14 protein-coding genes and 1 other annotated feature are annotated in these 13,555 nt (G+C 34.8%); all 14 genes read left to right on the plus strand.

Features of this window, described 5'->3' with window-relative positions; all coding sequences use genetic code 11:
• Positions 1-33: 33 nt before the first annotated feature.
• Positions 34-170: a sequence feature (ribosomal protein L20 leader region), on the plus strand.
• 23 nt (positions 171-193) lie between these two features.
• The 14 genes from infC to hemL all read left to right on the plus strand — a co-directional run bounded on the left by infC (position 194) and on the right by hemL (position 13,386).
• Complete coding sequence (gene infC, locus MUA87_RS05880; protein WP_031262802.1) at positions 194-721, plus strand: translation initiation factor IF-3; 528 nt, start codon at positions 194-196, stop codon at positions 719-721.
• A gap of 31 nt (positions 722-752) precedes the next feature.
• The gene (gene rpmI / locus MUA87_RS05885; RefSeq protein ID WP_002481156.1) at positions 753-953 is read left to right on the plus strand and encodes a 50S ribosomal protein L35; all 201 of its coding nucleotides are present in this window, start codon (positions 753-755) and stop codon (positions 951-953) included.
• 110 nt (positions 954-1,063) lie between these two features.
• Positions 1,064-1,420, plus strand: coding sequence for a 50S ribosomal protein L20 (rplT, locus tag MUA87_RS05890; RefSeq protein ID WP_002481155.1), 357 nt, complete (start codon positions 1,064-1,066; stop codon positions 1,418-1,420).
• Between the two features lie 132 nt (positions 1,421-1,552).
• Entirely contained in the window at positions 1,553-2,164 is a 612-nt protein-coding gene (locus MUA87_RS05895) for an NUDIX domain-containing protein (protein ID WP_023016085.1), read from the plus strand.
• A 15-nt stretch (positions 2,165-2,179) separates the two neighbouring features.
• Positions 2,180-3,121 carry a hypothetical protein gene (locus MUA87_RS05900; RefSeq protein WP_156666379.1) on the plus strand — a complete coding sequence of 314 codons (942 nt, stop codon included), beginning with the start codon at positions 2,180-2,182 and terminating at the stop codon, positions 3,119-3,121.
• Positions 3,122-3,282: 161 nt separating this feature from the next.
• Positions 3,283-4,608, plus strand: coding sequence for a trigger factor (tig, locus tag MUA87_RS05905; protein WP_023016083.1), 1,326 nt, complete (start codon positions 3,283-3,285; stop codon positions 4,606-4,608).
• A gap of 400 nt (positions 4,609-5,008) precedes the next feature.
• A complete protein-coding gene (clpX, locus tag MUA87_RS05910) occupies positions 5,009-6,271 on the plus strand; it encodes an ATP-dependent Clp protease ATP-binding subunit ClpX (protein WP_023016082.1) in 1,263 nt (420 codons plus the stop codon).
• A gap of 148 nt (positions 6,272-6,419) precedes the next feature.
• Positions 6,420-7,007, plus strand: coding sequence for a ribosome biogenesis GTP-binding protein YihA/YsxC (yihA, locus tag MUA87_RS05915; RefSeq protein ID WP_023016081.1), 588 nt, complete (start codon positions 6,420-6,422; stop codon positions 7,005-7,007).
• 252 nt (positions 7,008-7,259) lie between these two features.
• The gene (gene hemA, locus MUA87_RS05920) at positions 7,260-8,597 is read left to right on the plus strand and encodes a glutamyl-tRNA reductase (protein ID WP_060804790.1); all 1,338 of its coding nucleotides are present in this window, start codon (positions 7,260-7,262) and stop codon (positions 8,595-8,597) included.
• Positions 8,598-8,619: 22 nt separating this feature from the next.
• Positions 8,620-9,444 carry a cytochrome C assembly family protein gene (locus MUA87_RS05925; protein WP_002481148.1) on the plus strand — a complete coding sequence of 275 codons (825 nt, stop codon included), beginning with the start codon at positions 8,620-8,622 and terminating at the stop codon, positions 9,442-9,444.
• A 31-nt stretch (positions 9,445-9,475) separates the two neighbouring features.
• Positions 9,476-10,402 carry a hydroxymethylbilane synthase gene (gene hemC / locus MUA87_RS05930; protein ID WP_002481147.1) on the plus strand — a complete coding sequence of 309 codons (927 nt, stop codon included), beginning with the start codon at positions 9,476-9,478 and terminating at the stop codon, positions 10,400-10,402.
• Positions 10,403-10,426: 24 nt separating this feature from the next.
• On the plus strand, positions 10,427-11,116 hold the full coding sequence (locus tag MUA87_RS05935) for a uroporphyrinogen-III synthase (RefSeq protein WP_262551386.1): 690 nt from the start codon (positions 10,427-10,429) through the stop codon (positions 11,114-11,116).
• Complete coding sequence (gene hemB, locus MUA87_RS05940) at positions 11,113-12,096, plus strand: porphobilinogen synthase (RefSeq protein ID WP_262551387.1); 984 nt, start codon at positions 11,113-11,115, stop codon at positions 12,094-12,096. The genes MUA87_RS05935 and hemB overlap by 4 nt, the downstream gene beginning before the upstream one ends.
• The gene (gene hemL, locus MUA87_RS05945; protein ID WP_107540378.1) at positions 12,097-13,386 is read left to right on the plus strand and encodes a glutamate-1-semialdehyde 2,1-aminomutase; all 1,290 of its coding nucleotides are present in this window, start codon (positions 12,097-12,099) and stop codon (positions 13,384-13,386) included.
• The last annotated feature ends 169 nt before the right edge of the window (positions 13,387-13,555 follow it).

Here is a 13,555-nt window from a genome sequence, read left to right on the forward strand (position 1 = left end):
ATGTTGATATGATTGTATATGTTGAATACGAAACGAACCAAGTAGAAGCTTCCCGCTTCTCACCTGTAGCGACGCTTAAGGCTGTTGGCAGGTCCAAAACAACGTTACAATGATGACGTTGACTTTATGGAAAAGAGCGGGCACTTCTGTGTCCGCTCTTTTTTACTTGGGATATTTCGTAAATATAACGGAGGTGTTAACCATAGCAAAAGATCAAACGCAAGTTAACGATAGAATTCGCGCAAGAGAAATTCGTGTCATTGGTCAAGACGGTGAACAAATCGGTGTTAAACAAAAACGTGAAGCATTAGAAATGGCTGATCGTGTTGGTTTAGATTTAGTCGTAGTAGCGCCTAACGCTAAACCACCTGTTGCTCGTATTATGGATTACGGTAAATACAAATTCGAGCAACAGAAAAAAGAAAAAGAAATGAAGAAAAAACAAAAAGTTATCAATGTTAAAGAAATTCGTTTAAGTCCAACAATTGAGGAACATGATTTCCAAACTAAGTTGAAACAAGGACGCAAATTCTTAACTAAAGGCGATAAATGTAAAGTTTCAATTCGTTTCAGAGGACGTGCCATCACTCATAAGGAAATTGGTCAACGTGTATTAGAGAAATTTGCAGGCGAATGCAAAGATATCGCTACAGTTGAACAAAAGCCTAAAATGGAAGGCCGTCAAATGTTTATTATGCTAGCACCACTAGCAGAAAAATAATTTTTAAAGATATTACAGGAGGAATTTCATTATGCCTAAAATGAAAACACACCGCGGAGCAGCTAAACGTGTTAAAAGAACTGCTTCAGGTAAATTAAAACGTTCAAGAGCTTATACTTCTCACTTATTCGCAAACAAAAGCACTAAACAAAAACGTCAATTACGTAAATCAGCTTTAGTTTCTAAAAGTGATATGAAACGTGTAGCACAATTATTAGCTTACAAAAAATAAGTTATTAACGAGATAAACACACAGGTCAGCTTTAGCTTTGAAATAAAGAAAGCGCCTGAAACAAATCAAAAATAATCAGAGTTATAGATATAACCAAGGAGGAATTCAATATGCCACGTGTTAAAGGTGGAACAGTAACAAGAGCGCGTCGTAAAAAAGTAATCAAATTAGCTAAAGGTTACTTCGGCTCTAAACATACTTTATATAAAGTAGCTAAACAACAAGTAATGAAATCAGGTCAATACGCATTCCGTGACCGTCGTCAAAGAAAACGTGATTTCCGTAAATTATGGATTACTCGTATCAATGCAGCAGCTCGTAACCACGGCTTAAGCTACTCAAAATTAATGAACGGCTTAAAACAAGCTGACATCGACATTAACCGTAAAATGCTTTCTGAAATTGCAATTTCAGACGACAAAGCTTTCGGCGAATTAGTTGAAAAAGCTAAAGCAGCTTTAAAATAATTCATTTACAATACTCAATCATTGGTAGATAAGCGTACTGATGATTGAGTTTTTTTAATACAACTTTACGTTGATTTTAAAACTTTGATAGAATACAGACAAGTACATAAACCCAAAGTAAAGGAGAAACACATGTCGAAATTTGATGAAAGAATAATTGTAGTACCAAGAGAAATTGTTTTTAACAAAGAAAAAGACGCATTTAATGGTTTCTTATCAAAAAATGATCCGTCAGGGGAAGCGATTTTCGATAACTTAGACAAGTACGAAGTGAAACGTCGCGGTGATATGGAAGAAGATCCGACATATAAACAATTAATTTCATATTGTTTATTAGAGAACGAAAAGGGCGAAATATTAGTATATGAACGCCTTTCTGGTGGCGGTGAAAGTCGTCTGCATGGACAGTCATCAATTGGTGTCGGCGGTCATATGAATGATGTTATGGATGCACAATCTATTAATGAAGTCTTACGTGTGAACGCACAACGTGAACTAGAAGAAGAAGTCGGTCTTAACAGCAGCAAAACACAAAACATGGAATACATTGGTTTTATTAACGATGATACGAACGAAGTAGGAGAAGTTCATTTAGGTGTCGTATTTAAAATCAGAGTAGATTCAAATAGTGTAGAAGCAAAAGAAACTGACACACTTAAAATCAAATGGATGAATCAAGGTAAAATTGAAAATTACGATGATTTTGAAACATGGAGTGCATTAATCTTACAAGCATTTAATTAGAAGCGGGTGTTAATAATGACTGACATAATCCCATTTCCACAAAATCAATCCAAATTGATTAATGATATTAAAACATCTTTTAAGCATGAACAGTATGATAAGATGTATGATCTTTTTATGAAGTATGAAAAAGATTTTGAACTCGATACTGACTTGGCTTTATTGAAGTGTGAAATGCTTCTGAGAATGGAACAATACTTAGAATTGCGTGAAGAAGCGATTATTTTGTTGAAACAAGGCTTCGATGCATATAATCGCTTAATGGTGTATTATATGACAAGTCTGCATGGGTTAGGCCAATATTATGAATGTGTTAACCTGTTCAATCAGATTATTGATCAAGTAAAAGATCATGATATACGCATGCAGTTGTTTCCTATTAAAGAAGATGCACAAATGCAGCTGAATCAAAATAAAAAGCACTATATTTCAAAAATGAGTCGCTTTACAACGCTGACTATTGATCAACAGTTATATTTATTATTCGATATGATGCATGAAGGCCAATATGGCTTTGCGGAAACTTTTGCGGAAATTTTAAATCAAGAACGACTTCATTCGCATGTGCAAACAATTATCTTAGAATATTTGAAAAAAGCGCAGTATCAACACGAAATCAATTTTGTTAAAAATAATGCAGAATTTAAAGTCGTACCGAAAGCTCTGCCAGGACTTGAATATGCATCTTTTACACAAAAGGTAATTCCAGCGGTGATGCAACAATTTGAAGACCAATTCGGCAGTCAGATGCGAAGTGAAATTTCACAGATGTTGCAAGGTTTTGCAATTGGTATTTATCCATTGGAAATCGAACAAGAAGCACCTGTAGACGCATGGATTGACACATTCTTCAATTATATAGAAGATATGTTGAATCTATCAGAATCAGCAGAGAAACATATGAGTGAACCTGTTTTGAAGTGGATTCATGCGATAGAACAGAATATCACTCAATAATTGGGGTAATATGATATTATTGACCTTGATAGAAAATGAAAAATTAGTTTGTTTTAACATTGCGTATACGTTCTAATCACCAGGTTTGTAACCAATTTATACGTATGCTATAATGAAAAAGTTGAAAAATTAAAAAAGGATTATCATGGAGGTTTTTATACATGACAGCAACATGGGAAAAAAAGGAAGGTAACCAAGGCGTTTTAGAAGTTACAGTTCCTGCTAAAAAAGTAGATCAAGCAATCGATCAAGCATTCAAGAAAGTAGTTAAACAAGTAAATATTCCTGGTTTCCGTAAAGGGAAAGTTCCTCGCCAAATTTTTGAACAACGTTTTGGTGTAGAAGCACTTTACCAAGATGCAGTAGATATCTTATTACCAGAAGCTTATGGTGAAGCTATCGAAGAAACTGGTATCAAACCAGTTGATCAACCAGAAATCGAAGTAACACAAATCGAAAAAGGTAAAGACTTGAAATTCAACGCTACTGTTACAGTTGAACCAGAAGTAAAACTTGGTGAATACAAAGGTCTTGAAATTGAAAGACAAAATGCTGAATTAACAGACGAAGAATTACAAGAACAAATTGATCACAGCTTAGGTCACTTAGCTGAAATGGTAATCAAAGAAGATGGTGCAGTTGAAGAAGGCGATACTGTAAACTTAGACTTCGATGGTTATGTTGATGGTGAACAATTTGAAGGCGGACAAGCTGAAGGTTACGATTTAGAAATCGGTTCAGGTATGTTCATCCCTGGTTTCGAAGAACAATTAGTTGGCTTAAAAACTGGTGAAGAAAAAGACGTTAAAGTTACATTCCCAGAAGAATACCACGCTGAAGAATTAGCTGGTAAAGAAGCAACATTCAAAGTAAAAATCAATGAAATCAAATACAAAAATGTTCCAGAATTAGACGATGAAATTGCGAACGAATTAGATTCAGATGCAGATAGCGTTGATGAATATAAAGAAAATCTTCGCAAACGTCTTGAAGAAGAAAAGAAAGTCAATGCTGAAAATATTGAAAAAGAAGAAGCAATCAACAAAGCAGTTGAAAATGCTGAAGTAGATATTCCAGAAGCTATGATTAACACTGAGTTAAACCGTATGATGCAAGAATTCGAACAACGTATTCAACAATCAGGTCTTAACTTAGAAACTTACTTCCAAATCTCTGGTCAAGATGAATCTCAATTAAGAGAACAAATGAAAGACGACGCAGAAGCACGTGTTAAAACTAACTTAACATTAACTGCGATTGCGAATGCTGAAGACGTAGAAGCATCTGAAGAAGATGTTGATAAAGAGTTAGAAGCAATGAGTACACAATTCGGTATCTCTGCTGAAGATATCAAGAAAACATTAGGCAACACTGACTTAATTAAAGGTGATGTACGTGTTAAAAAAGTTATCGATTTATTAGTAGACAATGCTAAATTTGTTGAAGGTAAAGAAGATAACAAAGAAGAAGAAAAAGAAGAAAAATAATTCATTCATTTCCAATTGAATAAATGAATAGGTAGAGGGTGAAGTTGCATGATAACTGATTCATACTGAGATGCATGTGCATCATATGAATTAAAACATGTGATTTCATCCTCTACAGTGATTTACGGTCGAAATCATTTCGTTTTAGATATGCTTGTGCTATATTGTTTGTAAGCAATTTTGTTGCATAACCTTTACAAAATGATATATTCAATATACAAGTTGATAAAGTAATGAAATCACCATAGATAAAATAAAAATAATTGTAAATGAACTAAAACCTGCAAAAATGTCGGATATATACAGGTTTTAAAAGAAACGATAAAGTCTATAAACACATTTATTGCATACTATAAAGTGTTTTAGTATAGTCTTTATGGAATAGAGGTGTAAATAATAAATGTTTAAGTTCAATGAAGATGAAGAAAAATTGAAATGTTCTTTCTGTGGTAAAGACCAAGACCAAGTTAAGAAACTTGTAGCTGGTAGCGGCGTGTACATTTGTAATGAATGTATTGAATTATGTTCAGAGATTGTTGAAGAAGAACTTGCGCAAACTGCTACAGAAGAATTTACAGATTTACCGACCCCGAAAGAGATTATGGATCAATTAAACAACTATGTAATTGGTCAAGAAAAAGCTAAGAAATCATTATCTGTTGCTGTATACAACCACTACAAACGTATCCAACAACTAGGACCGAATGATGACGATGTAGAACTACAAAAAAGTAACGTTGCTTTAATCGGACCTACAGGTAGCGGTAAAACATTACTTGCACAAACTTTAGCTAAAACATTGAATGTTCCATTTGCGATTGCGGATGCAACAAGTTTAACTGAAGCAGGTTATGTTGGTGAAGACGTAGAAAATATCTTACTACGTTTAATCCAAGCAGCTGACTTTGATATTGATAAAGCTGAAAAAGGTATTATTTACGTGGATGAAATTGATAAGATTGCACGTAAATCAGAAAACACTTCAATTACACGTGATGTGTCAGGTGAAGGTGTTCAACAAGCATTGCTTAAAATTCTAGAAGGTACAACTGCAAGTGTTCCACCTCAAGGCGGACGTAAGCATCCTAACCAAGAATTTATTCAAATTGATACAACGAATATCTTATTTATCCTTGGTGGTGCCTTTGATGGTATCGATGATGTCATCAAACGTCGTTTAGGTGAAAAAGTAATCGGCTTCGCAAGCAATGAAGCGGCGAAAGTTGATGAAAGTGCACTATTAGAACACATTCGTCCAGAAGATTTACAATCTTATGGATTAATTCCAGAATTTATCGGACGTATTCCAATTGTCGCAAACTTAGAAACATTAGATATTTCAGCATTGAAAAATATCTTAACGCAACCTAAGAATGCGTTAGTTAAACAATACAAAAAAATGCTTGAGCTAGATCATGTTGAACTAGAATTTACTGAAGAAGCTTTATCAGCGATTGCTGAAAAAGCTATCGAACGTAAAACTGGTGCACGTGGCTTACGTTCAATCATTGAAGAGTCATTAATTGAAATCATGTATGATATTCCATCTACTGATGATGTAGCAAAAGTGGTTATCACTGCTGATACAATCAATAATGAATCTACACCAGAATTGTACGATGCGGAAGGAAACAAAGTGAATTTAGAAAAAACTTCTGCATAGTTTAGATAAATCAAGCACTCTTTTACTCTGTTGAGAGTAGGAGAGTGCTATTTTTATGGGCATTTTTGATAATAGATTCACTTTTAAAATTAAAATTTGATATAATGAAACGCGAATCAATCTAAAAGTAGTAGAAAAGAGGTCGAATATGAATATCAACCCAAATAATATAGAACTGTTAATCAGTGCAGTCAAACCCGATCAGTATCCAGAAACAGGACTTGATGAAGTGGCGTTAAGCGGGCGTTCAAATGTAGGCAAATCAACGTTCATCAATAGTATGATTGGACGTAAAAATATGGCAAGAACTTCACAACAGCCAGGGAAAACACAAACATTGAATTTTTATGATATAGATCAACAACTTGTTTTTGTGGATGTACCAGGTTATGGCTATGCGAAAGTAAGTAAAAAACAGAGAGAACAGTTTGGTAAAATGATAGAAAAATATATTACTGAACGTGAACAATTGAAGCTGGTAATCCAATTAATTGATATTAGACATGCGCCGACTCAAGACGATGTACTGATGTATGATTTTTTAAAGTATTATGATCTGCCGGTTTTAATCATTGCGACGAAACAAGATAAAATCGCCAAAGGTAAGATTCAAAAGCATCTTAAAGTGATCAGAGAAAAACTTGAAATGGAAAGTGAAGATACAATTATCAGTTATTCATCGATAAATAATAAGAATCAACAAGTGATATGGAATGCGATTCAAAGTTATTTATAATGAGTTTTATGTAAAAAGATGACCTTTATTATTTATGAAACCTATGAATCATGATAAAGACTGTGAGTATCAACTTTTTAGCAAATGTGTCAATAATATGGATGTAGTTAGCATTTAAAGTGAAATATGACAAAATTATGACTAGACCTTTTCTAGATTAGAATATTTCTAATTAAAAAGGTTTGATGACTTTAAGGTTTAAATTTGTGTGTTATAATTAGTGTATTGTCAATAGTATGGAGGGCGTTAAAAATGCATATAATTGCGATAAGCATCAACCATCGTACCGCTGATGTAGCACTGAGAGAGAAAGTTGCTTTCAAAGCTGATGCCATACAAGAATCGCATATTGATTTATTTGAAACTAAATCAATATTAGAAAACGTGATTTTATCAACATGCAACCGAACAGAAGTCTATGCAGTAGCAGACCAGATTCACACTGGACGTTATTACATCCAACGCTTTTTAGCGCGTAAATTCGGTTTAGAAGTTGAAGAAATCAAATCAATGTCTGAAGCATTGGTGGGGGATGAAGCTGTAGAACATTTATTTAATGTAACTTCAGGCTTAGATTCTATTGTGTTAGGGGAAACACAAATTCTTGGCCAAATGAGAGATGCATTCTTTACAGCACAAGAAGTTGGTACAACAGGTACGATTTTCAATCATTTATTTAAACAAGCAATCACATTTGCGAAACGTGCACATCATGAATCTGATATTGCTGATAATGCTGTCAGTGTTTCATATGCAGCCGTAGAATTAGCTAAAAAAGTATTCGGCAATCTTAAATCACAACACGCTGTGATTATTGGTGCCGGCGAAATGAGTGAACTCTCATTACTGAACCTAATGGGTTCAGGTATCGAACATGTTACGGTTGTGAATAGAACAGCTGAGCGTGCACGTCAATTAGCAGAGAAGCATCAAGCTTCTTATGCCACTATGGAAGAATTAGAAAACTTATTAGTCAATGCGGATATAGTAATTAGTTCAACAAGTGCATCTGACTATATTATTACTCGAAATATGATGGAATCTGTAAAACGTCAACGTAAACAAGAGCCAATGGTTTTAATCGATATTGCGGTACCTAGAGATATTGATCCAGCTATTGAATCCGACATGAACATTTTCAGCTACGATATCGATGACCTAAAAGGACTTGTTGATGCTAATTTACGTGAAAGAGAAGCGGCAGCAGCGCAAATCGCTGAACAAATTCCACATGAAATCGCAACGCATAACGATTGGGTCAACATGTTAGGTGTCGTTCCTGTTATCAGAGCTTTACGCGAAAAAGCAATGCATATCCAACAAGAAACTATGGATAGCATTGACCGTAAATTACCTGATTTAAGTGAACGTGAACGTAAAGTGATTTCTAAACATACTAAAAGTATCATTAATCAAATGTTGAAAGATCCGATTAAACAAGCTAAAGAATTGAGTAATGATAAAAATAGCAGTGAAAAATTAGAGCTGTTCCAAAATATCTTTGATATTGAAGCTGAAAGCGAATATGAAAAGAGTGTTGCAAAAAAAGAACGCCGACTTTCAGCAAGACAAATCTTAGGTTTTGATTAAACAGCCATAGTATGGTGATGATATGCAAGATATATTTTTCGTGCGTTTCCATGAAGTAACCTTGCTGATTTATTTACTCAGTATTTCTTGCTATTTTTATGATTTTTTTAAAAAGAATCATAAAATTAGAACCTTAGGGTTCTACACACTAGGGATTGTTTGGTTACTGCAAACAATCTCTTTGTCTTTATATATCAATATGGCCAGAGCGGTTCCGCTCGGTTCGGTCTTTGATGTGTTTTATTTTTTGAACTGGATGATTTTATCGATTTCTATAGTCATCAGTGTTGTAAAACATTTAGACTTTTCTATATTTTTGTTTAATGCCATTGGGTTTGTTGTGATGTCGATACATACCTTCAGACCAAATGAAACATATATTCGAGATGCAGAATTCAATGTTAATCATGAATTGTTGATTATACATGTCTCGCTGGCCATTATCAGTTATGCATTATTTTCACTCGCATTTGTAAATGGTGTGTTATATGTATTGCAGTATCGTAACCTTAAACACAAGCATTTCGATCAAAAATATTTTAGAATAGGTAGTGTGTACAGCTTAGAAAAGATGACGTTTTATTCAACAGTCATCGGATTAGTTATTTTAATTATCGGAGTAATTTTAGGCGCACAATGGGGTTTTCAGACAATAGGTTTCAATATTTTGCTAGATCCTAAAGTGGTATCTTCAATAATTGTAATGATTTGTTATGGTATCTACATTCTCTTACGAACAAGAAAATGGGTAAGCCCTTTAAATCATGTTTTATTTAATATGCTGATTTATCTTTTCAGTATGTTCAACTTATTGTTTATTTCTCATTTTCCGAATTTCTTCGGATAAAGTATAACCTTATGCAGAGGAGGACGTTGGCATGCGTAAGCTTGTCGTTGGTTCAAGAAGAAGTAAATTGGCATTGACTCAGAGTCGTCAATTTATTGAAAAGTTAAAAGAGGTACAACCAGATTTAGATATTGAAATCAAAGAAATCGTCACAAAAGGTGATCAGATTGTAGATAGACAACTTTCTAAAGTTGGGGGTAAAGGTTTGTTTGTTAAAGAAATACAACAAGCCTTATTTGACCATGAGATTGATTTAGCCATTCACTCTTTAAAAGACGTGCCAAGTGAATTACCAGAAGGGCTAACACTTGGCTGTGTTCCTGATAGAGAAATTCCATTTGATGCATTTATTTCTAAAAATCATGTGAAACTTGCAGATTTACCGGATGGTAGCATTGTTGGTACAAGTTCTTTAAGACGTGGCGCACAAATTCTAGCAAAATACCCTAATCTTGAAATCAAATGGATTAGAGGTAATATCGATACAAGACTTAATAAACTAGAAACTGAAGATTATGATGCGATTATTCTCGCAGCTGCAGGCCTACGTAGAATGGGTTGGTCTGATGATATCGTTACCGAGTATTTACAACCAGATTTACTCATTCCAGCAATCGGTCAAGGTGCACTAGGAATTGAATGTCGTAGTGATGACGAAGAACTTTTAGATCTGTTGAAAAAAGTGCATAATCAAAGCGTAGCAGAATGCGTTACTGCAGAGCGTACGTTTCTTAAAGAAATGAACGGTAGTTGCCAAGTCCCTATTGGAGGTTACGCAACTGTTGATAATGACGGACAGCTAACATTTACAGGCTTGATCATGTCACCTGACGGTAAACAACGCTTTGAACATACAGTTAACGGACAAAACCCAGTTGAACTTGGCAAAGCAGCAAGTGATGTCTTGAAAGAACAAGGTGCATATGAAATCATTAAAGCATTAAATGATGAAGCCTAATCTATAAGTCGGAGATGAATTGCTATGAGTGCATCAGTCATAATGACGCAATCTAGTTCAATGCCAACAGAAGATAAAGGATGGATACATTTGCCTTTTATTAAATTAGAACCACTCGCTTTTGATGATTCTGTATTAAATCGTTCTTATACTTGGCTTGTATTTTCTTCTAAAAATGCAGTGCGATATTTTTTACCGTATCTTTCACTATTACGCTATGAAAAGGTAGCAGTTATAGGTGAAAAAACACAACGCTTTTGTGAACAACATGGTATAGAAGTAGATTTTTGTCCTGAAGATTTTTCACAAGAAGGATTTCTAGATAAGTTTACGTTCAAAAAAGGAGCCTCTATTTTTATACCCAGCAGTAAAGCAGCACGACCTATATTAGAAGAGGTATTAAAAGAACGTGGGGCAGATGTGGTAAAAATTGATTTATATGAACCTGTTGAGCATCAACAGAATATTCTTTATGCGATTAAGTTGTTAAAAGAACAGTCAGCTGATGGTATTGCATTTGCGAGTTCATCTTCCGCTGAGAACTTTTTTAAAGCATTGAAACGATGCCAAGTACAACCTGATTTTGAGTGTTATGCTATTGGTCTACCAACTTATGAAACAGTTCGTAAAAATGGTTATGATGCTGTCATAGCACGAAAACAAACAATTGATGGTTTAATCTATACAATAAAAGAAAGTAGGAATCTTAAATGAGTTTTGATAGACACAGAAGATTACGTATTAATGAATCAATGCGCAGTCTTGTAAGAGAAAATCACGTACGTAAAGAAGATTTGATTTATCCTATCTTTGTCGTAGAAAGAGACGATGTTAAACAAGAAATTCCATCTATGCCAGGGATTTATCAAATCAGCTTGAATCACCTAGAAGAAGAATTGCAAGAAGCTTATGATTTAGGTATCAGAGCGGTGATGTTCTTTGGTGTCCCAAATGAAAAAGATTCAGTGGGTACAGGTGCTTATGCACATGAAGGTATCATTCAACAGGCAACTAGAAAATCTAAAAAACTTTATCCAGACATGTTAGTGTTAGCAGATACATGTTTATGTGAATATACAGATCATGGCCACTGCGGTTTAATTGATGATCATACACATGATGTTGATAATGATAAAACATTACCATTGCTTGTGAAAACAGCAATTTCTCAAGTAGAAGCGGGTGCTGATATTATTGCGCCAAGTAATATGATGGATGGTTTTGTGACTGAAATTCGTAAAGGTTTAGATGATGCAGGTTACTACAATATTCCAATCATGAGCTATGGTATTAAATATGCATCAAGTTTCTATGGTCCATTCCGTGATGCTGCTGAATCAACACCATCATTTGGTGATCGCAGAACATATCAAATGGATTCAGCTAACCGTCGTGAAGCACTACTTGAACTTGAAAGTGACTTAAAAGAAGGTGCAGATATGATGATTGTGAAACCTGCGTTAAGTTACTTAGACATTATCAGAGATGTTAAAGAAAGAACGAATGTTCCAGTTATCGCATATAATGTCAGCGGTGAATACAGTATGGTTAAAGCAGCTGCATTACAAGGATGGATTGACGAAGAACGTAACGTTATGGAACAAATGGTTTCAATGAAACGTGCAGGTGCAGACATGATTATTACGTATTTCGCGAAAGATGTTTGTCGTTATTTAGATAAGGAGGACAAATAAATGAGTTACGAAAAGTCTATTGAAGCATTTAAAAAAGCAGAACAATTAATGCCCGGCGGTGTGAATAGTCCAGTTCGTGCATTTAAATCTGTAGATATGCCAGCAATCTTTATGGATCATGGTAAAGGTTCTAAAATCTATGATATCGATGGAAATGAGTATATTGATTATGTATTAAGCTGGGGACCTTTAATTTTAGGTCATGAAAACAAACAAGTGATTGACAGCTTGCATAAAGCAGTCGATAAAGGTACAAGTTTTGGTGCTTCTACATTAGAAGAAATTAAATTGGCAGAACTTGTAATCGACCGTGTACCATCAATTGAAAAAGTCAGAATGGTTTCATCAGGTACAGAAGCAACTCAAGATACAATTCGTTTGGCTAGAGGTTACACAGGCCGCGATAAAATCGTGAAGTTTGAAGGCTGCTACCATGGTCATAGTGACTCACTTTTAATTAAAGCGGGTTCTGGTGTTGCGACTTTAGGTTTACCAGATTCTCCTGGCGTACCTGAAGGAACAGCAAAAAGTACGATTACAGTGCCTTATAACGATTTAGATGCGATTAAACAAGCGTTTGAAATGTATGGCGATGACATTGCCGGCGTGATTGTAGAACCTGTAGCAGGTAATATGGGGGTTGTTCCACCAATTGAAGGTTTCTTACAAGGATTAAGAGATATCACGAATGAGTATGGTTCATTATTAATCTTTGACGAAGTTATGACTGGCTTCAGAGTTGGTTATAACTGTGCACAAGGTTACTTCGATGTTATGCCTGACTTAACTTGCTTAGGTAAAGTAATCGGTGGCGGTTTACCAGTCGGTGCATTCGGCGGTAAAGCGGAAATTATGGATAAAATTGCGCCAGTTGGTTCAATTTATCAAGCAGGTACATTATCAGGTAACCCATTAGCAATGACAAGTGGTTATGAAACATTGAGTCAACTTACACCAGAAAGCTACGAATACTTCAATGAACTTGGAGATATTTTAGAAGAAGGTTTGAAAAAAGTTGCGAAAAAACATAATGTACCATTAACAGTTAACCGAGCAGGTTCAATGATTGGTTACTTCTTAAATGAAGGTCCAGTGACTAACTTTGCTCAAGCAAACCAAAGTGACTTGAAACTCTTCTCAGAAATGTATCGTGAAATGGCTAAAGAAGGCGTCTTCTTACCACCATCTCAATTCGAAGGTACATTCTTATCTACTGCGCATACAAAAGAAGATATTGAGAGAACAATTGAAGCGTTTGATAAAGCATTTGAACGCGTCACAAATAAATAATATAAATTCACTTAATTATAGAGTGAGACATCAAATTCTAGGTGTCTCACTCTCTTTTTGTATAAATTATTTTTGTGAACGATTATAATATCGGTTAGAAATCAATTCTTATAACTTTCGTATAAAGCGTGTTATGATGATAATGAATGAAAAGTAGTGGGATAAGGGT

Source organism: Staphylococcus simulans (genome assembly GCF_025561465.1).
GTDB classification, from domain to species: Bacteria; Bacillota; Bacilli; order Staphylococcales; family Staphylococcaceae; genus Staphylococcus; species Staphylococcus simulans.

Excerpts from the sequence above, each read along its gene's own strand:
- hemA (WP_060804790.1), top strand. The coding sequence starts at position 7,260 with ATGCATATAATTGCGATAAGCATCAACCATCGTACCGCTGATGTAGCA.
- hemC (WP_002481147.1), top strand. The coding sequence starts at position 9,476 with ATGCGTAAGCTTGTCGTTGGTTCAAGAAGAAGTAAATTGGCATTGACT.
- hemL (WP_107540378.1), top strand. The coding sequence starts at position 12,097 with ATGAGTTACGAAAAGTCTATTGAAGCATTTAAAAAAGCAGAACAATTA.
- rpmI (WP_002481156.1), top strand. The coding sequence starts at position 753 with ATGCCTAAAATGAAAACACACCGCGGAGCAGCTAAACGTGTTAAAAGA.
- MUA87_RS05900 (WP_156666379.1), top strand. The coding sequence starts at position 2,180 with ATGACTGACATAATCCCATTTCCACAAAATCAATCCAAATTGATTAAT.
- tig (WP_023016083.1), top strand. The coding sequence starts at position 3,283 with ATGACAGCAACATGGGAAAAAAAGGAAGGTAACCAAGGCGTTTTAGAA.
- rplT (WP_002481155.1), top strand. The coding sequence starts at position 1,064 with ATGCCACGTGTTAAAGGTGGAACAGTAACAAGAGCGCGTCGTAAAAAA.
- hemB (WP_262551387.1), top strand. The coding sequence starts at position 11,113 with ATGAGTTTTGATAGACACAGAAGATTACGTATTAATGAATCAATGCGC.
- MUA87_RS05925 (WP_002481148.1), top strand. The coding sequence starts at position 8,620 with ATGCAAGATATATTTTTCGTGCGTTTCCATGAAGTAACCTTGCTGATT.
- clpX (WP_023016082.1), top strand. The coding sequence starts at position 5,009 with ATGTTTAAGTTCAATGAAGATGAAGAAAAATTGAAATGTTCTTTCTGT.
- yihA (WP_023016081.1), top strand. The coding sequence starts at position 6,420 with ATGAATATCAACCCAAATAATATAGAACTGTTAATCAGTGCAGTCAAA.
- MUA87_RS05895 (WP_023016085.1), top strand. The coding sequence starts at position 1,553 with ATGTCGAAATTTGATGAAAGAATAATTGTAGTACCAAGAGAAATTGTT.
- MUA87_RS05935 (WP_262551386.1), top strand. The coding sequence starts at position 10,427 with ATGAGTGCATCAGTCATAATGACGCAATCTAGTTCAATGCCAACAGAA.